The following is a 26,165-nucleotide window of genomic DNA, read 5'->3' as shown; positions in this document are numbered from 1 at the left end:
AGATGAATAATTTACAAAAATGTCTTGCTTCAAACATGAAACTTTTTCGCAAAAAAGAAGGATTATCTCAGGCAGCCTTAGCAGAAAAAGCTGGAACCGCACCAAATTACATTGCGTTAATCGAAGTTGGTAAAAACTTTCCGTCACTCCAAATGCTTGAAAAGATAGCTAATGCCCTAAACGTAGATACTCTTGATCTGTTTGATAAACAAAGCCTTTTATTAATTGATACCAATTCCCTTCAAGAAAAATTAATCTCATCACTAACAGAAGTAGTAAAAGAAAATATAAAGCTTTGTTCGGTTATCAAAAACGAATAGACTTTCTTCCTTTGTTCAATTAAATTTATTATTTTAAAATCCTAAAACAATGTGTTAAAATGAATGCAATAAAATAAGGAGTATTCATTGTACACAATTGAAGATTTTAGAAAAATCAACAAAAGTGAAAACATTATCATAACTCTGCATGGACAATTACGATTAAATGAACGGGGCATTACAATTGATGATGTAATGAATGCAATAAATAACGGCGATATTATTGAACAATATCCTGATGATTTTCCTTTTCCAAGTTGTCTTATATTAGGATTATCTGTTCAGGATACGTACATTCATATCGTTGTAAGCATGAACGAAGACAAAATATATTTGATAACTGCTTATATCCCACAAAAGGATAAATGGGAAGCAGATTTTAAGACTCGAAAGGAGGCTAAAAAATGAAATGTATTAGATGCGGAAACGAAACATATAAAAGCACAACAACAGAGGCAATTGAACTTGGAAATGGAGTACTTGTAATCAGAAATATTCCCTGTTACAAATGTGAAGTTTGTGATGAAATCCACTTTACCGGAGATGTTGTAAAACAACTGGAAAACATTATTGCCTTAGCAAAAAAACAAATGCAACAGTTTTCTGTCATTGATTTTGAATCTTCAAAAACTGCCGCATAAGATGAATATAGATATCTCTACCCTAAACGATCAGGACAAGGCAATTTTTTCGAATTACCTCAAGAATCATTTTGAAAATTTTAATCCACAGCCCGGAGATGACTTATCTTTTCTTGATTTCTGGAGAAATTTTGTAGGCCAGGTAAAGGCTAAGGGGGCGGAAAAGGCAATAAATTCAATGCTGATTCCCCAGCTGCCACTTGATTTTAAGGATGAGCAAAATATCAGTGCAGAAATCTACCCTTCCTGCGCAGGAGAAATTCCTGTCATAAAAATAAAAAATACTGAAGATTTTGAAAATCTTGTTACAAACCTGCTTCACAAGGGCGTACGTCCGCAAAATCTTTCTGCAACAGGAGCAGCCTTTGTTTTTGGAAAGACAACGCGATTTATAATTCTTTCAGCAAAACCCTACAGTAACGTTACTGCAAAAACTCTGGGACTTTCTGAGGAAGACTGGCAGATAAAGTCAATGACAATCAGGCTGGAACATGAATGTACTCACTACTACACAAAACGTTTTTTCGGCTGCTCTCAAAATCATCTTCACGATGAACTGATTGCAGACTTTTTCGGGCTCTATTCTGCCTTTGGAGAATACAAGGCAGAATATTTTGAATATTTTATGGGCATAAAAGGAAAGGAAGGAAGCCGGCTTGCCTGCTATATTCCAGACTGTTCCCCGGAACTTTTCCAAGTGCTGAAAAAAGCAGCAAGTTCCGCAGCTGTATATTTTGAAAAGTGGTCAAAGAGCCCAGACTTTAAGAATATGAAGCACGAAGAACGCATTAAATATTTGTGCGGTTTAAAACTTGCTGAAATTATATAGAAGATTAAAAAATCCTTATATCTGTCAGCGCGCACTGATCTCCTGTCAGGGCAACATAAACATTATCCTTTAGATCCAGGATTTTAGTTATATTTTCAATTGCGATTCCGACATTTTCTGTCTTAAGGGCAATCCGGTTACCTTTTTTGTAAATTCAATCTTGCATTCATAACCGGCCTTATTTAAATCATTCCATTTTTTCCAGTTATCAAAATTTTCACTGTGATGCATAGAAAAATTATTTTCTGCATATTCATTTGAACCGTTATCTTCTCCGTTCAACTTGAAAAATGCATACTGCCGGTAATCCTTTCCACCCACCTTTCCGTCTTCAGAGTAATAAAGAAGAACATAAGGACAGTGCCAAACAAGATTTGCTTCTGGCAGAGTCATTGTATGGAAGCAGAGGGTCATACCATCGTTTATTTCAAGTCCCTGAGTATATTCTGCACAAGGAGTATTAATCTGAATGTTAGGCACATCCGATTCAATATGATTGATATAGCTGATTGGCTCTGCAATTCTAGGAATAGATTTTTCATTAACCTTTTCGGCTTTTACTTCCATTTTAATATCAGAAAGAGTACAGTTTTCCCCCGTCAAAGAAATATAAGAGGCCTTTGAAACATCAGGAAGGGCAATAATTACCTCTACACTCTTTACAGGACTTTCCATTTTAAGAATAAGATGGTCTTCAAAGCGTGCGGCAGAAATTTTATAAAAATCCTCCTGACCTTCTGCAGCTTCTTTTTCTGTTACACTAACCTTCATATTTCTTGCACTGGTAGAAATAACATGGCCATCAAACCATACTTCTCCATACTCAAGATAATGATAGGCTTCTATAAGCTTCTGACTGTTATAAACATGGCGGTCAAAGGAATCGTAAAGAATGATAGACGGTAAAGAAAATTTACCTTCCTCTGAGCCGGCTCTGCATTTAAAGGAAATATCCACATAATTATTGAAAACAGGTATACCAGTTGAAACCTTATCACGATATTGTCCGCATACCAGTTCGTTTTCCAGACTTTCATTGCTGTCATTTTTATGTTCTTTTGTGTCAGAATCCATAAGACGTACCATGGCACTTGAGAAAGCAGGATCAAAGCGCAGCCCGCCTTCCTTAACAAATTCTTCGCGTACAAGAGCAATAGGAATTGAATTGCGGTATTTATTTCTGCTTGTTACAGTTGCATATTCTTCCGCAACGGCAACAATTCTTGCAACTTCAGGGATTGACTCTCCTTTCAAACCTTCAGGATAGCCTTTTCCATCATAGCGCTCATAAACATAACGGGCATTTTTACTCAAATAAGGAAAGGCAGAAATTTTTGATAGGATTTTTGCACTGGAAACCGGAAGATTTTTAATCATTTTTTCTTCTTCTTCAGTAACATCCTCTACCTTATTTATAAGATTTTCTGGCAGCGAAGTAAGACCTGCATTATGAAGAAGGGCTGTATAATAAACTTCATTACAAAACCGCTCATTTTTTCCACATTCTTTTGCAATTTTTAACGCGGTTTCAGCAACAGCTTTTGAATGTCCCTTATAAAATTCATTACCGCTTTCCAGAGTTTCAACAAAAGCATCCGCAGCCTGAGAAAAAACAGTTTTCATGTTCTTCTGTTCTTCAATAAGGACTTCCATTTCCATATGATGCGCATTTTGGACTTCATCATTAATATCAAGATAAGTAAATATATAGAGGGAAACAGAAACCAGAACCATGGCCATATTAACAATGGAAATTCCGTAAGCAAAAATCTGCACAATTCCCATAGCAATAGGCACAAAGATATAAAGCAAAAGGGCAATATAAATAAAGCGGCTTATAACTTTTCTGTATTTATGAACTACAGTAAACTGAACCAGTGGTCCCAGAACAGGAATAACATAAGCAAGAAGGAAGCCCCTTCCCCTGTGATAATAATTGTGAGAATCAAAATAATAATAGAGCCCCGTAAAAACTGTCAGAACTGCAAGAAGCATTCCAAGAATTGTCGCAAGTCCTACAAGCTTTAATCTTATAGAAGAAAATTCCTTGCCAACTTTAGATTCAATTAAATCAGAAATATAAAGATTAAAGCAGAATACAATTCCTGAAGTCATAAAAAAGACTAGAAAATTTGAAAGACGCACCATAACGTAGCCAAGAGAACCCAGGTTTCCTGAATAAACATAGGCAAGTCTATCAAAGCCCAGAAGAATGGTTGCAATCGTTTCCATTCCAATTAAAATCCATTTTCGTCTTCCAGGAAGAAAGTGCGTTATAAGAAGGAGCACACCCATTATAGTGCTGGTTGCGCAGAGAAAAAGCATTATATCCAGTTGATAAGTTCTGATAAAATCAAACATCTATTTATCCCCCTGCCCTGAGCCACCTACCACCGCTTCATCAGCCCCGGAATTTGCAGCAAAGCCGCTCAATTTTTCTTTGAATGACCTGTGCATTTCCAAAAGTTTATTTATATTTGCGGCAATAAAAATTCTGTCATCTTTAAGACAGGCTTCTTCAAACTTTGCAGCAAACTCCATTAATGGAAGGGCAGCAATAATTCTTGCTGACGTTTTTAATATTCTTATTTTTACACTAAAGCGGGCAAAGTCTCCGCTCTGGTAGGCCTGATCAATGCCTTTTGAAGTATCATCAATTGTGTCATAAAAAAGTTTTAGTGCAAAAATATAAGAACCTATTCCACCAGCATTTGCAATTCCATTCTGAACTGAAATTCCTTCTACCTTATAAATCCAGGAAAGCTCCTCAGGCATTTCTGAAAGCACATCTATAGTTTCATTTTTAGAAGGTAAAGCCATCATTGCTTGTGGCAGATGACGCATAATCGTACGTTCAAGAACATCAAAAGAAAAAGGAACGGTAATATAACCTGTAAATCCCTTCTCCTTATAATATTCCTCGCCGTAACTTGTATTTTCGGTAAGGGCATAAACAGGAAGATCTTCGGAAACAGAACGGATTTTGTCTATCATTTCCTCTCCGTCCATTCCAGACATAGAGTTATTCACGAATACTACATTGAAGGAAGTATTTTTTATTTTAGCAAGACAGTCTTCGCAAGATTCAGCTGTAGTTACAAAAACTTTTGTTGCCTTTAATAGTTCTCTTATAACACTAAGTATCATAGGATTATCTTCAACGACAAGTACATCTGCATCAGGCGCAATAAACTGAGGAAGATAAAGTCCTCTTACAGTAGCTTTTTCTTCTTCTGAAAAACTTCCAATAGGACTTGAATCAACAATTTTCTGCTCAAGAGAGAAGATAAATTCTGAACCTTCACCAGGAGTACTCTGACAAACCAGAACACCTCCCATAAGCTCAGCAAATCTTCTTGAAATAATAAGGCCAAGTCCTGCCATATGGCCCTGATTATGCAGATTTTCTTTTGCATCATATGAACCAAAAAGACTTTCTACTTCTTCCTGCTCAATTCCAATGCCCGTATCCTTTACAGAAAAGCAAAGACCGCAGATATCATTATTTCGGCTTTCCATTGTCAGCTTTAACTCAACTCCGCCTTCATTTGTAAATCTTACGGCATTTAAGAGAAGCTTCATTACAATCTGTCTTATTTTTCCCACATCTCCGTAAAGGCGCTTTGGAATCATTTCATCTACAATTATTTCAAACTTAATTGCCTTTTCGACAGCCTTAACCCTAACTAATGAAACAATGGCAGAAAGGAAGTTTTTTACATCGTATTCCTGCTGAACAAGCTGAAGACTACCTGTTTCAATTTTTGTCATTTCAAGAAGGTCATTTACAAGCGTCAAAAGAGAATCTGATGAAGATTTTATATCAAATGCATAATTAATGATTGAAAGAAAATAGGATTTTGGAACATTTCTTGCATCTTCCCGCAAAATCATCTCATTCATGGCCATAATCGTATTAATAGGCCCCAGAATATCCTTAGACATATTTGAAAGGAAGCGGGATTTTGCAGTATTTGCCCGGTCTGCCTCATCCTTTGCCAGACGGATTTCCTCATACTGGCGGGTAACTACTGTTGATTTCATAACACGCCATACAATAAAGCCGCCGAAAAGCAAAAGCACACAAAGGAAAAGAAGTCTGAAGATAAAAAGTTCTGTTATTCTAGGTCTTTTAAAGAGTTTAAAGCTGCGGTCAAGAAGAACGTCTTTCTTATTATTATCAAGCACCTGAATGTGGAAGGTATAATTTCCATAAGAAAGTGAGGTATATTCCAGAGATGTAAGTTCATTTCTTGGAACTGTAATTCCGCTTTCACCAGAACCTTCAAGGAAAACACGGACAAAAGGATTTGCCATCGTATAATCCATTACAGAAGGCGTAAGTTTAATTCGTCCCTTTGTAGCCGGAAGAACATAGCCTCCATCCTGATGTTCAAAAATCTTTTTATCATCACAATATACAGAATTCAAATCAACTTTTATCTGAGAGTTTCTGTCAAAATAATGATTGATATTAACCCGGATTACCCCTTCACGCCCCGCAATATAAAGAGTTCCATCGTCGGACAGGGCACTGAAGGAGTTACTTGTTATGGCACAAGGAAGTCCATTGGAAATGGTATAATGGCGGTATTCATGTACACTATCAGCAAGAAGATCCGCTACGTTAACATTAAAAATACCATAAGAAGAAAGAATCCAGCTTTCCTCTTTGTCATTAAAATAAAGGTCATAATTATTGTTATAAGGGAAGGTTGTAATATTCTTTACAATTCCACCCTTTATATACTGAACTGAATTTGAAGTTATAAGCCAGAGTACGCCATGCGATTCATCCTTTTTTATTCGCATAACGACATCACTTGTAAGGCCTTCTTCTCGGCCAATCCGCTTTATTGAAGACTTTCCGATTACATAAATACCATCACCGTCACTTCCTGCATAAACATTTCCGTCAAAACCTTCGCTGACAGTCAGAAATTCTGTATTTTTAATTCCGTCTTCAGAGCCGACTTTTCTTATTATTTTTCCGTCCTTTATAACTACAAGGCCGCCATTTGTTCCCACAAGTATTTCGCCGTTTTTACTTTCGGAAATACATCGCACCTGATTACTTGGCATGCCATTTTTTGTTGTGAAGGAAGTTATTTTTCCATCAGAGCCATAACAGATGAGTCCCTTATGATTTGTGTATGAAGCAAGCCAGAGATTGTTAGCTTTATCTTCATATATACAACGGATTCTGGAATCTCCGACAAAGTCCGTAAGCTTATTAGTCAGGCTTCTTCCATTTTCATCAATAATTCTAAGTCCATTATCAGTTCCTACATAAATTAAAGAATTATGCAGATAAACGGCATTTGTAGTCTCCTTTTCAAGTCCTGCCGCATTACTTAAATTTACAAAATTATTTGTAACAAGCTTCATTACACCCTGGGTTGCGGAACAAGCCCAGATATTTCCCTGATAATCCGAGGTCGTCATTTCAATGGCGCTGTTCATGGGAATATTTTTTAACTGGCAGAAGTTGTTCTTTTCATCAAGATAGCCAATCATCGAAGTAGACGAAAGCCAGATTCGACCACAGTCAAAACTTATCCAGTGAATATTAGAAAGCGGGGCAACATCTATTTTTTTCATCTGGGAAGCCTTTTTACCGAATTCACCATAATAGATGGAACTTCCCTGTGTACAAAGATAAATCTTTCCGGGATTAAGAGGGTCATGCATCAGACTTGTAATTTTTTCCATTTCAAGTTCTTCACTTGAATAAACCTCTGTAACTACACAGTTATCAATAGCAAATACAAGACCATTTTTTGTCTGACCGTAAATCCTGCCGTTATAATCTGTAGAAAGCTTCAGCACCCTCTGATCATTTATGCGCTCATCATAAATTGTAAAGAGCTGGCCATTTTTATTTATATAGGAAATGCCGGCTGTAGTTCCAATAAAAACATTTTCATTATTGTCTTCCGCAAAAATTCTTATTGATGAAGAAGGAAGACCGTCCCTGTAAGTGTAATGTCGCGATTTACCATCATACAAAACGACAACACCATTATCATTTGTTGCAACCCAGACCCTTCCACGACTGTCTTCAAAAAGTCCGCGCCCGCTTGTTAAACCAAAATAAGTTGGAAGTCTTTCAAATGTACTACCATTATAACGAAAAACACCGCTGTAGCCGCAAACCCAAACGTAACCGTTTTTTGCACCTAAAATAAAATTTGCATCAGAAGTTGGAAGTCCGTTTGTAGCATCATAGATTTCAGAAGTAAAACTCACCTTTTCAATCTGACCTGTAGCAGCGTAGCCTCCCCCTATTTTATTACTGTGCTGGGCAAAGGCTGGCATAGCCAGGAAAAGAAAGGCAAAAGAAAGAGAAATCAGGTTTGCAAAAAATCTTCGCTTATTCATACTCAGTAAAAAAGACCTCCGTCCTGACAAAAAAAACTAAACACCACTGCTATATTTTTTCAAAATCATCTTAACTTCAGGAAGCGCATCCATAAATACTTCAACACATTTTGGATCAAACTGAGTTCCAGCTCCTTCCTGTAAAATTGCAAGCGCTTTTTCAAGCGGGAAGGCAGGTTTATAAACGCGGGGAGAAGCAAGGGCATCAAATACATCTGCAACCGCCATAATACGGGCAGAAAGAGGAATTACCTCTCCGTGAAGTCCTTCCGGATAGCCCTTTCCGTCCCAGCGTTCATGGTGGTAGGCCGCCATATTTCTGGCTTCCTTAAGATAACTTTCTCCCTGAACCGTACTGATTGCATTTTCCAGAATATGCTTTCCCGCAGTTGTATGAGTTTTCATAATTGCAAATTCTTCATCAGTTAGCTTTCCAGGCTTGTTCAAAACGCCGTCCGGGATATTAATTTTTCCAACATCATGTAAAGGTGCCGAGCGGACAACATCCGACATGAATTTCGGGGTGATTTTCTGTGCGTAATAGCCCTTCTTTTTAAGTCCTTCAACAATGATTTTTACATAAGCAGAAGTTTTCTGAACATGGGCACCTGTATCTGAGTCGCGGCTTTCTACCATATCCGCCATAGTGATGATAAGACCATCCTGCATCTTCAATGTAGAATCAGAAAGCCGCATGATATCACGCATCTGTTCAGCCTGGTTAAGCGTCATTCGGCAGATAGATTTATAAAGCTTTTCAACTTCATCTCCGGTATGAATATCAAGCGAGCGGATTGTTTTTACGTTTTCATCAAGTTTTTCCTGATCTTCCCCGGCGTGAGCAAAACTGTCTACACAGGCGGCAATCGTACTTATCGGATACGAGGTATAAACACCAGTAGTCAAAATCGCATAGGCAATAATAAGGAGGAAAAAGCCTGCCATAATCATCATTACGCGAAGCATAAATTTTCCCATATATTCAGCCATATAATCCAGGGAAATATCTGCTCCGACATAACAGACGCATCTTCCAACAGAATCAAAAACAGGATAGTAAACAGTAAGCATCCAGCCGAAGATTGTGTGATTTTCAACAGGTTCAATCTCGTTACCAGCCAAAAGGTCAGGAATATACTGCTCAAAATCCTCGTCAAAAGGAACCAGCTGCCCGGGTTTATAAGCGTCAAATTCATCTTCCGAATTATCAAAAATAAAACGGCAGCCATCAGCTTCAATTCTGACAACATAAAGATATTTAATACCGCTGGAAACACTCTGAATATTCTTCAGAACTCTTGCAGTATTTTCGTATTCCGGCAGAAGCTTTCCGTATTTTATAAAATCATCAACTTTGGCAGGATTAATTGCTTCGGCCGCAAATCTTACACAGTTTTTTGCAGTTTCAGTTCTTACACTTTTAATACTGTCAAAATAAAGATTGACTCCAATCCAGCCCATCACTAGAACAAGAACCGTTGAAGTTATAACAAGAGTCAGAGTATTACGAACTCTTATGGAAGTTTTTATATCACGGCTCCAGCTTTTTATTGATTTTAATTCTGAATCATCAAGAGGTCTCTGTTTCCATGCACCTTTTCTAAGAGAATCAATAAAGCCCTTTGGTATGAAATTTGAAATAATAAGTGCAAAAACAAGAGAAAAGCCCTTGTCAAGAAGCGAAATTAAAAAATTAACAAGACAAAAAGATGGTAAATAAGAAAGATTTACCGCTGAAGAAAAAGAACGTGCATTCTGAGCAACAAGAGAAAGCTGAGAATCACCAAAAATATAAAACTGAACAAGAGAATTACAAAAGGATGAAACAAAAACAAGGACAAATGCAAAAAGCAGTGTTTTTTCAATTTTTTTGAAAGAATAATTTTTTACAAACCAGACTACAAAAATTGCAATAAGGGCATTAAAAAAGGCAAAATAGATTGAAGCTGGATAAAAAAAGGAACATATAACGCTTGAAACAACCGCAGTAAGAATTCCTGTAAAGAGCAGACCGCTGACTACAGCAACTGTTATAGTTCCGATTGAGTCAAAGAATAAAGGTAATCCCAATTTATTCATAAAATATGAAAAAACAACGTTAAGACAAATTCCTGCAAGAGCAAGAAAAAATCCCCTCAGCCCGCTGTTTATATTTTTATGAATTGCTTTATTGTTAGATGCTGTCCCCAATTTATCCACCTGATATAAAGGTCTAATGACAATTATAACACGAGATAAAAAGTATACATAATAAAATTTAATGGAAAATTTTGGTAAAAAAAAGCTGCCCCCGGGAGAGGACAGCTTTGTCATAAAATACTACATTCTTGTTTGCGGTAAAAATGGCATCTAAACAGTCAGTGCAGTTACCGCAAACCCTTACTTTGCATTCGCAAAGTTAGCATTATAGGCTACATTCCATATGTTGAAATAAACACACCTGCCGCAATAGCAGTTCCGATTACGCCGGAAACGTTTGGTCCCATAGCGTGCATCAAAAGGAAGTTTGTAGGATCCTCCGACATACCAACCTTGTTTGCAACGCGGGCTGCCATTGGAACAGCTGATACACCAGCCGAACCGATGAGAGGGTTAATCTTCTCTTTAAGGAAGAGGTTCATAATCTTAGCCATAATAAGACCACCCATTGTAGCGATACAGAAAGCAAGAAGACCAAGAACAATAATTCCCAAAGAGTTAGCGTGCATAATCTTTTCTGGAGTCATCTGTGAACCAACACCGAGTGACAGAAGAATAGAAACGATGTTCATAAGTTCGTTTTCAACAGTCTTAGAAAGACGCTGAACACAGCCGATTTCCTTAATGAAGTTACCGAATGCAAGCATACCGATAAGTGGAGCTGCAGGAGGCAAAAGAAGGATTGTTACCACGAGCAAGAGCAATGGGAACAAGATGCGTTCTGTCTTAGAAACAGGACGAAGCTGCTTCATTTTGATTGTGCGCTCTTTCTTAGAAGTCAAAAGCTTCATAATAGGAGGCTGAATCATAGGAACAAGAGCCATGTAAGAGTAAGCAGCAACGGCAATTACAGCCATCATTTCTGGAGCAAGTTTACCAGAAACGTAGATAGATGTAGGACCGTCTGCACCACCGATGATAGCGATAGCACAAGCCTGCTTCATGTTGTAGTCGATTCCAGGAATAAAGTTCATAGAAGCAACACCGAACAAGGTAGCAAATACACCAAGCTGAGCAGCACCACCAAGAAGGGCTGTTTTTGGGTTAGCGATAAGAGGACCGAAGTCTGTCATAGCACCAATTCCCATGAAAATCAGCATAGGGAAGAATTCGTTTCCTACACCTGCAGAATAGATGATATGAAGCATACCGTCAGGACCATCACCCATACCAGCACCCGGAATATTTACAAGAATTGTACCAAATCCGATTGGAATAAGAAGAAGTGGTTCAAATCCTTTTGCGGCTCCAAGGTAAACAATAAGGAAGCCGATTGCAAGCATAACAAGGCGCTGCCATCCCTGTACAGGATGAGCGGCAAGGTCAGCTGCAGCCTGAGCCATCTGTTCTTCTTTTACAATTTCCATCTGCTCTTTAGAAGCTTTTTCTTCTGCAGCTTCTTCTGGAGTTGGGGTGTGAATCATCTTGTAGATTCCAGTGTTCTTTGCAACGTTTCCGAAGAAAGATTTTACAGAAATCTTTTTGATTCCTTCCGAACCTTTTACGATTGTAGTTGCAGCAGCACTCTTGTTTGAAGAACCTGAGCTTTTACCACAACCTACAAAAGAAAGTGAAAGAGCAATAAGACAAACAATAGCACTTGCTCTGAACACTTTATATTTATTATTTTTGTTCAAAACTGTTTCCATATAATACCTTCCGCCATGGATGGCGGCTTTTAGTAACATTCTTAGCTAATTGCGTAAGCAATTAGAGTAACAAAAATACATGGATGTATTTTTGTTACAAAATTTCAGCGATTGTTGAGCCCTGAGCAATCTGTGAGCCTGTAGCTGCTACAAAGTGAACTTTTCCTGCAGCACCAGCTTTGATTTCCAATTCCATCTTCATTGACTCAACGATGATTACTGTTGTGTCAGCCTGAACTGCAGCACCTTCAGCTACAGCGTAGCGAAGAAGAGTACCGGCAACAGGAGCTTTTACTGGAGTTCCTGCTACGCCGTTGCTAGCTGCACCACCAACTTGCGCACTTGCTTTAGGCGTAGCATCAGCTGCTGGCGCAGCTGACATTGCAGGCTGTGCAGGTGCAGCAACTCCTCCGAGACTTCCAAGAACCTGACCAGCCTGAATCTGTGTTCCTGGCTGAACAGAGAAGCTTACAGTTCCAGCTTCTGGAGCCTTAACTTCAAGTTCCATCTTCATAGATTCTACGATGATAACAGTATCACCTTTATTTACCTTTGTTCCGGCAGCAACAGCGTGGCGGAGCAATGTTCCAGCAACAGGAGCTTTAATTTCTACACCACCTGTTACCTGTGCAGCAGGAGCGGCAGCAGCAGCTGGAGCAGCACCGGCAGCCCCGAAAGTAACATTATAAGCAGTTCCGTTTACGTTTACGTTCATAGAATCGCCGGCTGGGCCAGTTGTTACGTTATAAGCAGTACCGTTTACGTTTACAGTGTAAGAACCACCCTTGTTTTCCTTAGCGGCAGCAGGAGCAGCTTCTTTCTTAGCGAATGTTGCGGCTGCATCAACAGGACCTTTTGCACGTTCAGCAAAGAATTTTGGAGCAACATTAGGGAACATTGCGTATGTGAGAACGTCTTCATCAGATCCGTTACCACCAGCCTTCTTTGATTCTTCAACCATTTTGTCCCATTCTGGAGCAATTTCGTCAGCAGGACGGCAAGTCATAACTTTTTCCATACCATTCTGCTTGAGAGCTTCTTTTACCAGCTCTGGATCAGCATCAGTTGGGAGTTTACCGAACTTACCTGTAATAAGGTTACGGAAGTCCTGAGTCATTACTTTATATGGTCCCATAAGAACGTTCATAACAGCCTGTGTACCAACAATCTGAGATGTTGGAGTTACAAGTGGAACGTAACCTGCAGCCTTGTGAACCTTTGGAAGTTCAGCAAGTACAGCGTCCATCTTGTCGCCTGCATTCTGCTGTTTGAGCTGTGATTCAAGGTTAGAAAGCATTCCGCCTGGTACCTGAGAAAGAAGAATACGTGTATCAGCACCAAGGAATGCAGATTCAAGAGATGAATAGTGTTTGCGAACTTCGCGGAAGTAAGCAGCAATCTCAAGAAGGAGTTTTGTATCAAGGCCAGTATCCATATCTGTGCCCTTGAGCATTTCTACAACTGTTTCTGTTGGAGAGTGAGAAGTACCCATAGACATAGAAGAAATTGCTGTATCAAGCCAGTCTGCACCAGCTTCAGCAGCCTTCAAAAGTGTTGCAACAGAAAGACCTGTTGTAGCGTGTGAGTGGATTTCTACAGGAAGATCAACCTTTGCCTTGATTTTCTGTACGAGGTCATAAGCCTCATATGGCTTAAGAAGACCAGACATATCTTTAATACAGATAGAATCTGCACCAAAGTCTGCATAAGTCTTAGCAAGCTCTGCATATTTTTCATTTGTGTGGAATGGAGTAACAGCATAAGAAATAGCCATCTGAACATCAACTCCAGATTTTTTAGCTGCCTTTGTAGCACATTCCATGTTACGTGGGTCGTTACATGCATCGAAAATACGGAAACATCCGATACCGTTCTTTGCAGCAGTTTCAACGAACTTCTCTACTACATCATCAGCATAGTGCTTGTAACCAAGAAGGTTCTGAGCACGAAGAAGCATCATGATTTTGTTGTTTGGAAGAGCTGCGTGAAGTTTGCGGAGGCGCTCCCATGGATCTTCGTTCAAGAAGCGGATACAAGAGTCATAAGTTGCTCCACCCCAACCTTCAATATATTTATAACCAACTTTATCAAGTTTATCGCAGATTGGCAGCATATCAGCTGTTGTCATACGAGTTGCGTGAAGACTCTGGTGAGCATCACGGATAGCAAGTTCAGAAATTCCTACTTTAGACATATTTATTGTTCCCCTTTATTTAGACAGATTGTTTTTCACGGATAGCGGCAGCTATTGCAGCAATAATTGCACCGTCATTACCCGCAGCCGCGCTTGCAGCCGGAGCAGCATTATTAGTTGGCTCTGCAGTTTTATCAAGTTTAAATGCATGAATAACAGCTTTAAGCACTGTCATGCAGATAATCAAAATGATAATAAAACTGAAGACAACACACATTCCAAGCAGTGTCAAAAGTCCACCTTGACCTAGCATTTCTGTAATTGTCATAAAAAGTTACTCCTAAAAAAAACCGAAAATTGACCCGATTTTAATACGCAAAATTATATTGGAATATTATTTTTTTTTAAAGTAGCAGGTGCAAACAATTAAAGGGTATGATATATTTTTATTATGAATTATTTGGACTGGACATTTCTTTCACTTTTTGTAGTTTCACTTGGGCTCTATATTTTTTTCTATATAAAAGGAAAAAGTATTCCAAAAGATATTTTCAAGCTTCTTCTCCTGCCCTTTTCGGCAGCTTTTTTAGTTTCCCGCCTTACAATACGTATTCCAGATTCCTTCCATATTATCAGCATATTAATTCTGTCATTTATTTTTTCAGAAGCATTTCTTATATTGCAATTGCTTTTTCAAAAAAAACAGCGTCGTCCGCTGGAAATTGCAGCCTTTGCCTCTTTTTTATGGCAATTGAAGTCTGGAACAATCTTTTCTTCTCTGCAATTTACCTGGTTCGCATTCCGGACTGGTTTAATATTCTTATTATTATTGATTTATTTGCAGGTTTCATTACCTTCTGTCTTGTAACCCGCCCCCGCATTATAAAAATCTACTTTTTCTACTTTGCAGCCTTTGCCATAAGCGGTCTTTTATGCTTTACCTCTCTGGCAGAATTGATTTTTGGCAAAAAGCTCTACGGAATTCCCTTATTCATAGGCACCCTTACAATGCTTCTTGACCTGCTCTTTACTTCTGCCCGCCCAAAATGGACTCAGAAAAAACATTCTCAGATGATTATGAATATGGCCCTTATTTCTGCAGAACTTTTAATTTCTTCAGCGGCCTTCATTATGATTTTTTAAGGATGATGAAAGAAAGAGGTCTTACCTTAACCGTCACGTAACCATCCTTGTTACAATCAAGGGGTCTTTCCTGTATCTCGCCGGAAAGGACATCTACTTCCACAGAATATCCTTCTACACAAGTTTCAAAAATATTTTTTGTAGAATTAAAAATTACGCAAAAATCTTCAGTTTTATACAGAACAAGGCCTTCTCCTAAAACTTCTGCCTGAGCCTTTTCATTATGACCAAAGGCAGCACGGTTTGCACGGCGCAGGGCAAAGAGCCCTATATAGGCCGAAAAAACCTCTGCATTTTTTTCCTTAAAAGTAAAATCAATTGCATTAATCTCATCAGAAGAAATATAACTGTTTTCATCGCCCTGCTTTGTCCGCATAAACTCCTGACCGCCGTTTATAAAAGGTACTCCCTGGGCAAGAATAACAAAAGCTGCGCTCAAAATATTCTGCTTACGGACAAGTTCAAGCCCTTCTTTTCCAATTGCCTTATATAAGTCTCCGGAAAATTCAGTTTTTCCAAGATAGGAAATTGCAAGCTTATCAAAAAGCGTATAATTGTCATGGCACTCAACATAATTTATAGTCCGGTTTGAATTCTGAGTAAAACCTCCGTTAGACTTAAGAGAACCAGTAAGTCCCGTACAAATTGCTTTGTCATTAAAAACTCCCTGAACCTGTCCCATCTTAAAGCCACAGAATTCCGCCCCCTTTATTGCATCCCTAAAGTTATCATTAAAGCAGGCTACACCTTCTGCCTGGTCAATCACTTCCTTAGTGCAGGATTTTTCAACTCCGCACTCGCCACCGCACCAGGGCTCCCCATAAACAAGAACATTCTTATCTATTTTTTTAAGCCGGGCATAAATCTCCTTCATCGTCTCAGGTTCAAAAACTCCCATCAAGTCAAAGCGGAAGCCGTTAATACCGTAATCCAGCATCCAGTGTTTAAGGGAATCAATTATAAATTCCCGCACGACCTTATGATTAGAAGCAAGTTCGTTTCCACAGCCAGAACCATTAAAATATTCTATACCCTCTTCATCATTTTTTTTCAGGCGGTAAAAATATCCGGGAACAGTCATATCGTAAAGAGAATAACTGCCAGTTCCGCTTGTGTGGTTATAAACTACGTCCATATTTACGGCAATTCCATTATCATGAAAAGCCTTAATCATCTTCCGCATTTCTTCTACAGCAGCTTTTCCATCTTCATAACCGGAAGATACATAGCGGCCCTCCGGGACATTAAAATTAAAAGGATCATAGCCCCAGTTATAAGACAAATCTTCATTTTTATTTGCATAATCAAAAGAAGGAAGAAGCTGAACGTGAGTAACTCCCAGTTCCTTCAAATGCTCCATAAGTTTTTCAGCATCCGCAATTTCAATAAATTTTCCAGAGCTGTCTTTTACAAAAGCCCGGGACCAGTCCCTTATATGCATTTCAAAAATTACAGCATCAGAAAAAACTTTATCTTCTTTTCCGTTTTTTCCAAAGGGGTTATAGTAAGCAAGAGGCTGAAGTTCGCAAAGTTCAGAAGCCAGAGAATCCGGGCTTGCGCATTTAGACCAGATATCACAAACTTCGTATTTAGAATTATTAAAAGTAAAACGGTATTTATAATATTGATTATTTTTTACAAAATCACAGGCTTTGCCGGCAGAAAGAGTCCATACTCCATCAGCATTTCCTGTCATTTTACAAAGGTCAGCCACAGCCCCCTCTTTTACAGCCCCGAAATCCTTGTAAAAAAGAAGAGAAACCTCTTTTGCAAAAGGTGACCAGGCAGCAAAGCCACCGTTTTTAAAACCAAGTCTTTTTACATCAATCTCTTCAAACTTAGAAAAATCCTGATTCATAAATACCGCCTTATAATTGGTTTATCGCTAAATCTAAATATAAGGATACAGCATAATCGGAAGTAATGCAAATAAAATATAAACTTAGTTCATTTCATCAGAGGTTTTCTTAATGTCGCTGTTAAAAATTACATTTAAAACCCGGGCAAGCTTATCAGATGAAACTGGTTTTGAGATAAAGGCATCCATTCCGTTATCAAAAGCCTTTTTCTTGTCATCAGGGAAGGCATTTGCAGAAAGCGCAACAATTGGAATCTTACTGAGACTTTCATTAGGGAAAGAACGGATAATTCTTGTAGCTTCATAACCGTCCATAATCGGCATCTGAATATCCATAAGAATTAAATCGTAATATCCATCTCCTGCAAGATTTACCATATCAACTGCAAAAGAACCGTCTTTTGCTTCTTCTACGATACAACCGGCACTTTCAAGCATATCCTTAACAATTTCACGGTTAAGAGTATTGTCTTCAACCACAAGAATGCGTTTTCCACTTATAAGGATTTCTTCATCCGGAACTTCTTCTGCAATTTCAGTAAGAGTTTGAATTACAAGAGGAATAGAAATAAATACTTCTGTTCCCTTTCCTTCTTCACTTTCAATTTTGATTACACCGTTCATCATATGAATGATTTTGCGGCAAATCGAAAGTCCAAGTCCAATTCCCGAAACTTCAGTCTTTCCGAGAGTTCTTTCGCGTTCAAAAGGCTCAAAAATCTTATCCAGGAATTCTTTTGAAATTCCACAGCCTTCATCTTTTATTCTGATTTCAGTTTTTGCAATTCCCTGCTCATCATCAATTTCCGGCTGCTTAACAGAAACATAGATTTTTCCGCCATTATTCGAATACTGAATTGCGTTTAAAAGAATATTCTGAAGAATCTGGGTAAGCTTTACCTTATCCGCAATAATCTTATCTTCCCAGATTTCGGAATAATCAAGCTGCAGGTCAATCTGTTTTTCAATCATCTGGTTTTCAAGAATATCCGAAACATCATTTATAATCTGCTGAATAGAACATTCTGTTTCCAGCAGCTGAGTACCGCCCAACTCAAGCCGCGACATATCAAGAATTCCGTTAATAAGCTCAAGAAGATGGTCACTTGCTATGCTGATTTTCTCAAAGCAGTCCATCAGTTTTTTACGGTCATCACAATTCTGCCTTGCAATTTCAGAATATCCAACAATTGCATTCATTGGAGTACGGATATCGTGAGAAATATTAGAAAGGAATTCCGATTTTATAAGGTTTGCTTCATCTGCACGACGAATTGCGGAAATAATACGTTTCTGCTGTTCCTCGTAAGTGTAAGCCGAATATTTATAGAAAAATCCAACCGAAATAGTTACACAGATAAAGGCCACAAGCATATCAAATACAGAAACTAAAGGTGAAGGCATAGGAGTAAAAAGCTGAGGGTAACAATAGCCCGCAATAATAGTTCCAATACTTACAGCCGAGTTAATTATAAAGATTATTACGCAAGTTTTTTTCTTTAAAAGAAGCAGCGTAGAAACAAGCCCCAAAACCATCCATATAGGCATACCGCTGTTCATACCGTCAGAAGAGAAATAAAGAATCGGCAGACAAAAATCATTTATAAAAACCGTCAGGATAATACAGGCCAGAACAGTTTTATTAAATTTTGCAGAAATAAAAACACACAGGAGAGTAGTCAGCGCTACTACTCCGGAAAAAATAATTGCACTCAAAGAAAGACCGACTATGATATCTGTAATTACTGTGATGATTCCTATAAAAAAGAGAACCACAGACATAAGATTAAATATCTTGCGGCTGATTGAGTAATTATCTTTTAGTATTATATTTTTTATTCTGCTAAAAATATTCAAATTCAAATCCCTTTGTAAGAAGTTCAAAATCAATAATTTATTATAAGTCATAAAAAAGTATTTTGCAAAAAAAATCCATACAATCCATACTATATAACAAAATGAAATCAAAATTCCTATTGACAATAAAAGCACTTCAAATTACATTTCTTGTGCGAGTTGTTTATTAACACTTTTATTAATGGGGTATCCTATGTCTTTTTTGAATTCCGAATCAGAATATTCTGAGTTAGAGATGTCTTTGTCTTATGACGATGATTTTTCAGATTATGATGATGATTTTGAAGATGATTTTGACGAAGACTACGGTGAATCAGATGACTCTTTAGACGAGTTTGATGATGATGCCGATCTTTATTATGATGATGTTTTCAAGGAAGAAGAGGACGTAGACGAGCCTTACGATGATGTAGAGCCGGAAGACGGTTATTCAAATTACCGCCCGGATGCATCAGACGAGCTTCTTAACGACGATCTGGATTTCTAATAATACAAATAGGGCTCACAAGCCCAGAAACAAAAAAAAGCAGGCCTAAAAACAAAAATTGTTTATCAGGTCTGCTTTTTTTATGCATTTCAAATTTTCTAAAGACTACTCTGCAGAATAATCAATTTTTTCTCCGGCATGCCACAATTTTTCAAGGTCATAGAATTCACGAGCCGATTCTGACATAAGATGCACAACAATTGGTCCCAGGTCAATTAAATTCCAGTCATCGCCATCTGGACTCTTTTTGTTTGTAAGATGAATTTCAAGGTCATTGTCCTTAATATAATTTTTTACATCTTTAAAAAGTCCCTGCCAGTGGGTAGAAGAGTTTACAGTTACAATTACAAAATAATCTGTCCAGCTGTTCAATTCACTGATATTAAGAAGGACAACATCTTTTCCCTTGCCGTCTTCCATCAGTTTTGCAATCTCAATTGCTTTTTCACGCATTGTTTTCATTCGTATTTCTCCAAAATCTTTTTATAAGTTATTTACGACGCTTAATAACGTACTGACCGTTAAAATCACGTCCCAAAATGATAGTAAAGTCAACATCAGAAGAACGAGCGGTAGTTTCTGCATTCTCTGAATCGGCTTTAATAATATTATCACAATGAATAAAATCTCCAATAGCTTTTGCTGCTTCCGCATTACCAAGACGGTCAATAATTACAGTTTCTTCATAATCGTTGCGGTCTGCGTTAACGGCGCTCAATACATCGTAACTTGCATTCTGGAACAAAATCGAAGTATTTCTTGCAAGTCCCTGAGTTGTAGTACCGTTTTGAATTTCAAGCACGTAAACACGGCTGTTATAAGTACCTTCAGAAGAAACCAGCATGTTAGAAACCTGTCTTACATTATTTCGCACATTTTCACCGTTGTTAAGCGGAAACAAAAGGCTCTGACCGTCTACATTACGGAAAGAACCTGTAATTGTCTGACGGATAATAGATTCAGAATCAACGTCCGAAATAAGCTTAAAGAGTCTTTCCTCTTCAGGTGTCTTCAAATTAGAAGTAAAACAGCTTGCATAGCTCTTAAAATTATCACCATCAAACAAAAGGAATTTTTTATCGCTTAAAGCCGTAATAAAGGCCGTCATTGCATTCTGATAGCGTTCCTGTAAATCAGTTTCATCTTCATCAGTAAGCTTGTAATGAAGATAAGTAAGAATTTTATCTCCGTCAAGATTTACAGCTCCGGACGGCAAAAGGTACATTGCCCCCTCTTCTGTCATATAATCAATCGGCTCAGAAATAAAAACACGCAGGCCGCCAAAATAATCTGTAAGGCGGGCAAAATTTTCCATACTGATAATCGTATAGAAAGGAATCTGAATACCAATCAGTTTTCGGACTTCTTCCCGGTAACTTTCAATTCCTCTCTCCTCATAAACCTTTTTAATCTGGTCAGTACGGTTCAAAGAGGCGTAAATAGAGCCTGTATAGCCCGGAATATTAATCAGGGCAGCCTTCTGAGAAGACGGATAATAGATAATAACACTTGCAAACAAAAGCGTGTGGTCAGTATCTTCAACCCCAATCAGCATCTGGATTTTTTTATCTTTGTCCAAAGTATCCTGAACGACATCTGTATGAAGCGAAACAGAAAAAATAGCCACTGCAGATGCCATAATAAGCACAATCAAAAGAATAAAAACAAGACCTTTCTGCTCATCCCGGAATTTTCGCATTACTCTACTCCCTCCACCTTATATTCTTCCAGAAGCCCTTCTGTTCCTGGAAAAACCTGATAGCCCTTTTTAGTCAGATAATTATAGTTTTCTCTAAGTACTGAATAAAGCATTCCGTCAAAAGTATAGGAAAATTTTTTTTCTATATATTTTGGAGTAGCCTGAGGCCGACCAGGTTCAATTTTATCTGCAATAAAAAGCGCCTTTGTCAAATCACACATTCCGCTCTTTCCCGAAGTATGATAAGCAACAGCTTCCAGAATATCACTGTCTGTAATTCCAAAATCCCGCTTCATCAAAACAGCAGCAGCCCGGCCGTGCAGTAAAGACGGCTTATTTTTTTCAAAATCAGAAATTTCGCAGCCGTCAGCAGCGGCAAGTTCCATCATCTGATCAATAGGGAAATCCTTGCACATATCATGACCGATTCCCGCAAGATAGCCTTTTTCTGAATCAAGCCTGTAAAAGCGGCAGATTCTTGCGCACATTTCAGCAACACGTACCGAATGTTCATATCGTGTTTTTTTCACAGAACGCTCTGTAAAGGAGCGGATTTTTTCAGTAACTTCAACAAATCTATCCATATTTTTATCTGTACAACTGAGCTTCTTCTATATATTCATAAACAACTTTTGGAATAAGATATTTAAAACTTCTTCCGGCAGCAATTCTAGCCCTGATTTCTGTTGAGGAAATCGTCAGAATCGGAATATCCAGAAATTTATGAGGATAAGGAAATTTTTTAGGATTAAAAGTAGCCCTAAAATCACCAAGATAACTGCCTGTCGGATTATTTTTTATATTCGTAACCGGTATAGCTGAATTTCCAGCCCTAATAGAGTTTCCGTAAACATCCGGATAGCGGGGAACAACAATCAGATCTGCCTTAGCAGCAATCACGTCCGGAGATTTCCATTTAGAAAACTCTGCCGCAATTTCTTCACCCATCAAGAGGGCAGGCTTTCCTTCAAGTTCATCCTTATATTTTTCTATTATATATTCCAGGGTATCAACAGTGTAAGAAATTCCCCCTCGGTCAACCTCACAGGTTTCAAGTTCAAATTTTCCGTCACCTACAGCTTCGCAGAAACGTCTTACAATTTCCACCCGCTGTTCAGTCGTAATTTTTGCTGTAATTTCCTTGTGAGGCGGCTTAAAAGTCGGAATAAAAAGAACCTTATCGTAATGCATCTCGCGGATAATTACATCCGCAAGCATTGCATGCCCTATATGAAGAGGATTAAAACTGCCGCCTAGAATTGCAAGTTTCATCTATAAAACCTAAACCCGACTTTATTAATTTTCACTTCCCGGATACTGAACGTTTTCGTCATCATCCTCAAAGCCAGCTCTTGCTTCCATAAAACTGGAACCAAAAGCCTTCTCTTCTTTATTTTCTTTGCTTTCAGTTCTTTTTTCAAGTCTGTCTACAAGAGAAATTATATGATTTCTTGCATCTTTCATGCCGTTTCCAGTAAGAACACTTATCGGTACAACTGGAGTTTCAGCTTCTGTCTGATGAATCTTATCAGCAATTTCCACTGCACGGGCATGAGCGCCTGGAATATCAACCTTATTGCACAAAACTATACGAGGCTTTTCCATCAGAAGATCAGAATAATTTGAAAGTTCATTGCAAAGAGTTTCGTAAGCTGTCAGATAATTATCATCAGAACAGTCAATCATAAAGATAAGACATGAAGTTCTTGTAATATGCTTAAGGAAGGTATCTCCAAGACCAAGACCTTCAGAAGCACCTTCAATAATTCCCGGAATATCTGCAATTATGATATCGTTTTCATCATCAACGCGAAGTACACCAAGATTTGGAATAATAGTAGTAAAAGGATATGGCGCAATCTTAGGACGGGCATTTGTAAATGCAGTCAAAAGAGAAGATTTTCCCGCATTAGGAAATCCCACAAGACCTGCATCAGCCATAATACTAAGTTCCAGCTTCAAAAAGCGGGTTTCGCCCTTCTGTCCGGGATTTGCATGTTTAGGCGCCTGATTTGTAGAAGATTTAAAATGAACGTTTCCCCAGCCGCCGTTACCGCCTTTCAAAAAAACAAAAGATTCGTTTTCTTCCTTACCGGTAAAGTCGTAAATAAATTCCCCGGTCTCAGCATCACGGATAGTAGTTCCTGGAGGAACAGGAATAATACAGTCTTCTCCGTCTGCACCAAAGCGGTTCCAGCCCTGACCGTCTCCACCGTTTTTAGCCTTAAAACAATGCTTGTGGCGGATATTAGAAAGAGTTCGCATATTGCGTTTTACAGTAAAAATAACATCTCCGCCCTTACCGCCGTCGCCGCCGTTAGGACCACCATGCGGAATATACTTTTCACGGCGAAAAGCAACACAACCGTTACCGCCATTACCAGAACGAACTTCAATCAGCGCCTCATCAGCAAAATTAATCATAAAAATACCTACACAGCCGGATTGGCCCGACCACCCCTAAAAATAAAAACAAAAAAGCCCGGCAACTCAAACACCGGGCTCTTCAAACATATTTATGTAAACTACTCAGCAGCTTTTACAGAAACGTATTTGTGATTCATACGCTCGTGGTAAACAACAGTACCGTCAGCAACTGCAAACAAGCTGTCGTTTCCTGCTTTCTTTACATTGTTGCCAGGATATATTTTTGTTCCGCGCTGAGTCAAGATAATTGAACCAGCTGTTACAAATTCACCTGCATATTTTTTTACACCCAAAGATTTTGGATTTGAATCGCGGCCGTTCTTGGCACCGCTTCCGCCTCTAGTTCTTCCCATTGTAGTCTCCTTTAATTATGCAATAACAATGTCTTCAACACGTACTTTTGTGTACTGCTGTCTGTGACCGATTGTACGGTGATAGTCTTTCTTTGATTTGTATTTGAATACCAAAACTTTCTTGTCGCGGAAAGAATCTTCAACAACAACCTTTACTTTTGCACCTTTTACGTAAGGAGCGCCAACACTAATTTTGTCACCGTCGCTTACCAAAAGAACTGTATCAATGTCAAGTTTTGCACCTTTTTCAGCGTCAAGCTTATCAACTGTAAGCACAACACCTTTCTCTGCTTTGTACTGCTTTCCTTTAAATTCAATAGTTGCGTACATAAAATACCTCAATTAATGATTACAAATTATTCATCGATTGCAGAGGATCTGAGGAAACATAAATCCGTCAATACAACGACTGGCATAAACAAGCAATTAAGCAGCATAAAACGGGGATTAAACGCCGGCAAAACTTCTATGTTCATGTGTAGCAAAAATATTATCAAAAAAGTCGTCTTTATTCAATACTTTATATGGAGATATAAAAGAATTTTTCGATTTAATCTGTCAGAAAATAACAATAATTTTTTTATGGATATAAATATAAACCTATGTTATAATATTTTTATACTAAACTTTAGTATAAAAAGGAGTAAATTATGAAAAAAATTTTGCTGGCAGTAGGATTGATGTTTGCTTCAGTATGTGCTTTTGCAAATATTGAGTTGGACGAAAACCTTTATGGTAATTTAGGCAAAACGATTGCCTATAAAATGTACGATGTAACAGATGATAATGAAGGTACATTAACAGCACCTTTTGCTTTTGGTTCAGAAACTGATGCAAACTTCTATTTTGGAAGTGGAGCAGGCAAGTTTGATGCAGGTTTAGGAATCTATGTAAACATGGATTTCTTTAGTAAAACAGAAGCAAAATTTAGTGGTATTACTAACACTGTAACAGGTTCTGGATTTAATCTGGGAGCAGGTATCGGACCAGTTTTCCGTATTACTTTTGCAAATCCTTTCTCTTTGTACATTCGTCCTGCACTTGGATTTAATCTTTACTATTTTGAAGCAGATAATGAAACTAAACAGAAGTTTACAGAGTTCGATCTCTTCAATATTAACCTTAATATTGGCGGACGTTCCTGGATTTTGAATGTTGATGGCTTCCACCTTGGTATTGATTATGGTTTTATGGTTGATCTTGGAGCTGGTTTTGGAACTGCAAGAAGCACATACAAAACAACATATGGAACAAACGAAGAAAGTCAGGGTTTTGGCGCTGGTGCGGCTGATTTCAAGATTTACGCAGGTTTATGCTTGAACTTCGGTGACCGCGGATTCGACCGCTAACAAATTAGAAATATTTTTCTAACACTACAAGTCGTCCTTACACAAGGGCGACTTTTTTTTGTTTCTATAGAGATTTTAGGCGAGTTATTACATTTACCTGGCACTATACGACTTCAGCTCTGCTGAAGTCAGGCGACTCGTAACACAACTTTCATAATTAAGCAAAATATAGGCGAGTTTCTACAACTTATTTCTGCTATACGGCTTCGGTTCTACCGAAGCCAGGCGACTCGAAACTTCACTTACATATTAAACAAAAATACGGGCGAGTCGCCGTTCCCAGTCGCAACTACGGGTTCGCTGACGCTCATTCGTCCGCTACGCTCCCGAACAAGTCCTCCGTTTCTCCCGCCGGGGGAAGTTAAAAATGAGAGAGATAATTTCCCCTTTAGAAGATTTAAAATGTAAACGAAACTTAAGAAATGTAAGCTTTTTGCCTCACTGGTAGCGAGGTCTGGAGAATTAATTTACACATTGGAGTTCAAACTCCCTACTTACTTTCGTCGTAAATGCTTCGCATTTACTTACCCTAAAACACTTCGTGTTTTAGGCGTCGCAGCCGCTATGCGTCTGCTTACTCACAATCGGCCTACGGCCGCTTGTGAGCGCTCGCGCCTCCGGCGCTCTAGGGGTCCTACACTGCTCTTCAGCGGGTTAAAAAGAAAAAACTCCCAAGTTTTAGGGAGCCTTGAAAAAAGCAAGTTAAATAAAAAAACTGGCAGCTACCTACTTTCCCGCTGAAGAGCAGTATCATCGGCGTAAGAGAGCTTGACTTCCGTGTTCGGTATGGGAACGGGTATTGCCTCTCCACTATGGCCACCAGTATTTTAATCCAGTTT

The 26,165-nt window shown here is 38.5% G+C and carries 22 protein-coding genes and 1 rRNA gene; 7 read left to right on the top strand and 16 right to left on the bottom strand.

The features are described from left to right. The first annotated feature begins 2 nt into the window (after nucleotides 1-2). The 4 genes from MSI_RS08105 (at nucleotide 3) to MSI_RS08090 (ending at nucleotide 1,790) form a co-directional block, all read left to right on the top strand. Nucleotides 3-320, top strand: coding sequence for a helix-turn-helix domain-containing protein (locus tag MSI_RS08105; protein WP_009105666.1), 318 nt, complete (start codon nucleotides 3-5; stop codon nucleotides 318-320). An 87-nt stretch (nucleotides 321-407) separates the two neighbouring features. Beyond that, a complete protein-coding gene (locus MSI_RS08100; protein ID WP_009105665.1) occupies nucleotides 408-728 on the top strand; it encodes a DUF4258 domain-containing protein in 321 nt (106 codons plus the stop codon). Continuing rightward, the gene (locus MSI_RS08095) at nucleotides 725-961 is read left to right on the top strand and encodes a type II toxin-antitoxin system MqsA family antitoxin (protein ID WP_009105662.1); all 237 of its coding nucleotides are present in this window, start codon (nucleotides 725-727) and stop codon (nucleotides 959-961) included. The genes MSI_RS08100 and MSI_RS08095 overlap by 4 nt, the downstream gene beginning before the upstream one ends. 1 nt (nucleotide 962) lies before the next feature. Continuing rightward, nucleotides 963-1,790: a hypothetical protein gene (locus tag MSI_RS08090; RefSeq protein ID WP_009105660.1), complete on the top strand. Its 828-nt coding sequence runs from the start codon at nucleotides 963-965 to the stop codon at nucleotides 1,788-1,790. Between the two features lie 87 nt (nucleotides 1,791-1,877). On the opposite strand, the gene MSI_RS08085 is transcribed toward MSI_RS08090, so the two are convergent. The 6 genes from MSI_RS08085 to MSI_RS08060 all read right to left on the bottom strand — a co-directional run bounded on the left by MSI_RS08085 (nucleotide 1,878) and on the right by MSI_RS08060 (nucleotide 14,481). Next, a complete protein-coding gene (locus MSI_RS08085; protein ID WP_009105658.1) occupies nucleotides 1,878-4,151 on the bottom strand; it encodes an HD domain-containing phosphohydrolase in 2,274 nt (757 codons plus the stop codon). Then, nucleotides 4,152-8,171, bottom strand: a complete 4,020-nt coding sequence (locus MSI_RS08080) for an ATP-binding protein (RefSeq protein ID WP_009105657.1) — start codon at nucleotides 8,169-8,171, stop codon at nucleotides 4,152-4,154. A 36-nt stretch (nucleotides 8,172-8,207) separates the two neighbouring features. Beyond that, nucleotides 8,208-10,370, bottom strand: coding sequence for an HD domain-containing phosphohydrolase (locus MSI_RS08075; RefSeq protein WP_369759194.1), 2,163 nt, complete (start codon nucleotides 10,368-10,370; stop codon nucleotides 8,208-8,210). A 212-nt stretch (nucleotides 10,371-10,582) separates the two neighbouring features. Beyond that, nucleotides 10,583-12,019, bottom strand: a complete 1,437-nt coding sequence (locus MSI_RS08070; RefSeq protein ID WP_009105653.1) for a sodium ion-translocating decarboxylase subunit beta — start codon at nucleotides 12,017-12,019, stop codon at nucleotides 10,583-10,585. A gap of 94 nt (nucleotides 12,020-12,113) precedes the next feature. Then, a complete protein-coding gene (gene oadA / locus MSI_RS08065) occupies nucleotides 12,114-14,213 on the bottom strand; it encodes a sodium-extruding oxaloacetate decarboxylase subunit alpha (protein ID WP_009105651.1) in 2,100 nt (699 codons plus the stop codon). Nucleotides 14,214-14,232: 19 nt separating this feature from the next. Then, entirely contained in the window at nucleotides 14,233-14,481 is a 249-nt protein-coding gene (locus MSI_RS08060; protein WP_009105648.1) for an OadG family protein, read from the bottom strand. A 416-nt stretch (nucleotides 14,482-14,897) separates the two neighbouring features. Here MSI_RS08060 and MSI_RS14515 point away from each other — a divergent pair, with 416 nt between their 5' ends. After that, entirely contained in the window at nucleotides 14,898-15,296 is a 399-nt protein-coding gene (locus tag MSI_RS14515) for a hypothetical protein (protein WP_009105646.1), read from the top strand. Here MSI_RS14515 and MSI_RS08050 read toward each other — a convergent pair. Both MSI_RS08050 and MSI_RS08045 read right to left on the bottom strand, forming a co-directional pair. Then, nucleotides 15,283-17,154: an alpha-amylase family glycosyl hydrolase gene (locus MSI_RS08050; protein WP_009105644.1), complete on the bottom strand. Its 1,872-nt coding sequence runs from the start codon at nucleotides 17,152-17,154 to the stop codon at nucleotides 15,283-15,285. The two genes, MSI_RS14515 and MSI_RS08050, sit on opposite strands and share 14 nt — an antisense overlap. A gap of 84 nt (nucleotides 17,155-17,238) precedes the next feature. Further along, a complete protein-coding gene (locus MSI_RS08045) occupies nucleotides 17,239-19,062 on the bottom strand; it encodes a hybrid sensor histidine kinase/response regulator (RefSeq protein ID WP_009105642.1) in 1,824 nt (607 codons plus the stop codon). Between the two features lie 142 nt (nucleotides 19,063-19,204). Here MSI_RS08045 and MSI_RS08040 point away from each other — a divergent pair, with 142 nt between their 5' ends. Then, the gene (locus MSI_RS08040; RefSeq protein ID WP_039924580.1) at nucleotides 19,205-19,498 is read left to right on the top strand and encodes a hypothetical protein; all 294 of its coding nucleotides are present in this window, start codon (nucleotides 19,205-19,207) and stop codon (nucleotides 19,496-19,498) included. A gap of 105 nt (nucleotides 19,499-19,603) precedes the next feature. Here MSI_RS08040 and rsfS read toward each other — a convergent pair whose 3' ends face one another. From rsfS to rplU, 7 genes are all read right to left on the bottom strand, one after another. Beyond that, nucleotides 19,604-19,960, bottom strand: a complete 357-nt coding sequence (gene rsfS, locus MSI_RS08035) for a ribosome silencing factor (protein WP_009105638.1) — start codon at nucleotides 19,958-19,960, stop codon at nucleotides 19,604-19,606. A gap of 28 nt (nucleotides 19,961-19,988) precedes the next feature. Then, entirely contained in the window at nucleotides 19,989-21,197 is a 1,209-nt protein-coding gene (locus MSI_RS08030) for an LCP family protein (RefSeq protein WP_009105636.1), read from the bottom strand. Continuing rightward, on the bottom strand, nucleotides 21,197-21,781 hold the full coding sequence (gene yqeK, locus MSI_RS08025; RefSeq protein WP_009105633.1) for a bis(5'-nucleosyl)-tetraphosphatase (symmetrical) YqeK: 585 nt from the start codon (nucleotides 21,779-21,781) through the stop codon (nucleotides 21,197-21,199). Before yqeK ends, MSI_RS08030 begins: the two co-directional genes overlap by 1 nt. Before the next feature lie 4 nt (nucleotides 21,782-21,785). Next, nucleotides 21,786-22,469, bottom strand: coding sequence for a nicotinate (nicotinamide) nucleotide adenylyltransferase (gene nadD / locus MSI_RS08020; RefSeq protein ID WP_009105631.1), 684 nt, complete (start codon nucleotides 22,467-22,469; stop codon nucleotides 21,786-21,788). A gap of 24 nt (nucleotides 22,470-22,493) precedes the next feature. After that, nucleotides 22,494-23,621 carry a GTPase ObgE gene (gene obgE / locus MSI_RS08015; RefSeq protein WP_009105629.1) on the bottom strand — a complete coding sequence of 376 codons (1,128 nt, stop codon included), beginning with the start codon at nucleotides 23,619-23,621 and terminating at the stop codon, nucleotides 22,494-22,496. A gap of 101 nt (nucleotides 23,622-23,722) precedes the next feature. After that, complete coding sequence (locus MSI_RS08010; RefSeq protein ID WP_009105626.1) at nucleotides 23,723-23,977, bottom strand: 50S ribosomal protein L27; 255 nt, start codon at nucleotides 23,975-23,977, stop codon at nucleotides 23,723-23,725. Between the two features lie 15 nt (nucleotides 23,978-23,992). Next, complete coding sequence (rplU, locus tag MSI_RS08005) at nucleotides 23,993-24,307, bottom strand: 50S ribosomal protein L21 (RefSeq protein WP_009105625.1); 315 nt, start codon at nucleotides 24,305-24,307, stop codon at nucleotides 23,993-23,995. 320 nt (nucleotides 24,308-24,627) lie between these two features. On the opposite strand from rplU, the gene MSI_RS07995 reads away from it, so the two are divergent. Beyond that, the gene (locus MSI_RS07995) at nucleotides 24,628-25,326 is read left to right on the top strand and encodes a hypothetical protein (RefSeq protein ID WP_009105623.1); all 699 of its coding nucleotides are present in this window, start codon (nucleotides 24,628-24,630) and stop codon (nucleotides 25,324-25,326) included. 713 nt (nucleotides 25,327-26,039) lie between these two features. Here MSI_RS07995 and rrf read toward each other — a convergent pair. Further along, nucleotides 26,040-26,150: ribosomal RNA gene (gene rrf, locus MSI_RS07990) — 5S ribosomal RNA — on the bottom strand. Between the last annotated feature and the right edge of the window lie 15 nt (nucleotides 26,151-26,165).

This window comes from Treponema sp. JC4 (assembly GCF_000260795.1).
Lineage (GTDB): Bacteria > Spirochaetota > Spirochaetia > Treponematales > Treponemataceae > Treponema_D.
This window is presented reverse-complemented; position numbering and strand designations above follow the sequence as displayed.

Coding starts and splice junctions, on each gene's coding strand:
- MSI_RS08050 (WP_009105644.1), bottom strand. CDS start 17,154: ATGAATCAGGATTTTTCTAAGTTTGAAGAGATTGATGTAAAAAGACTT.
- MSI_RS08095 (WP_009105662.1), top strand. CDS start 725: ATGAAATGTATTAGATGCGGAAACGAAACATATAAAAGCACAACAACA.
- MSI_RS07995 (WP_009105623.1), top strand. CDS start 24,628: ATGAAAAAAATTTTGCTGGCAGTAGGATTGATGTTTGCTTCAGTATGT.
- MSI_RS08070 (WP_009105653.1), bottom strand. CDS start 12,019: ATGGAAACAGTTTTGAACAAAAATAATAAATATAAAGTGTTCAGAGCA.
- oadA (WP_009105651.1), bottom strand. CDS start 14,213: ATGTCTAAAGTAGGAATTTCTGAACTTGCTATCCGTGATGCTCACCAG.
- MSI_RS08080 (WP_009105657.1), bottom strand. CDS start 8,171: ATGAATAAGCGAAGATTTTTTGCAAACCTGATTTCTCTTTCTTTTGCC.
- MSI_RS08010 (WP_009105626.1), bottom strand. CDS start 23,977: ATGGGAAGAACTAGAGGCGGAAGCGGTGCCAAGAACGGCCGCGATTCA.
- MSI_RS14515 (WP_009105646.1), top strand. CDS start 14,898: ATGGCAATTGAAGTCTGGAACAATCTTTTCTTCTCTGCAATTTACCTG.
- yqeK (WP_009105633.1), bottom strand. CDS start 21,781: ATGGATAGATTTGTTGAAGTTACTGAAAAAATCCGCTCCTTTACAGAG.
- MSI_RS08045 (WP_009105642.1), bottom strand. CDS start 19,062: ATGACTTATAATAAATTATTGATTTTGAACTTCTTACAAAGGGATTTG.
- MSI_RS08060 (WP_009105648.1), bottom strand. CDS start 14,481: ATGACAATTACAGAAATGCTAGGTCAAGGTGGACTTTTGACACTGCTT.
- MSI_RS08030 (WP_009105636.1), bottom strand. CDS start 21,197: ATGCGAAAATTCCGGGATGAGCAGAAAGGTCTTGTTTTTATTCTTTTG.
- MSI_RS08105 (WP_009105666.1), top strand. CDS start 3: ATGAATAATTTACAAAAATGTCTTGCTTCAAACATGAAACTTTTTCGC.
- MSI_RS08040 (WP_039924580.1), top strand. CDS start 19,205: ATGTCTTTTTTGAATTCCGAATCAGAATATTCTGAGTTAGAGATGTCT.
- rsfS (WP_009105638.1), bottom strand. CDS start 19,960: ATGAAAACAATGCGTGAAAAAGCAATTGAGATTGCAAAACTGATGGAA.
- nadD (WP_009105631.1), bottom strand. CDS start 22,469: ATGAAACTTGCAATTCTAGGCGGCAGTTTTAATCCTCTTCATATAGGG.
- rplU (WP_009105625.1), bottom strand. CDS start 24,307: ATGTACGCAACTATTGAATTTAAAGGAAAGCAGTACAAAGCAGAGAAA.
- MSI_RS08090 (WP_009105660.1), top strand. CDS start 963: ATGAATATAGATATCTCTACCCTAAACGATCAGGACAAGGCAATTTTT.
- obgE (WP_009105629.1), bottom strand. CDS start 23,621: ATGATTAATTTTGCTGATGAGGCGCTGATTGAAGTTCGTTCTGGTAAT.
- MSI_RS08085 (WP_009105658.1), bottom strand. CDS start 4,151: ATGTTTGATTTTATCAGAACTTATCAACTGGATATAATGCTTTTTCTC.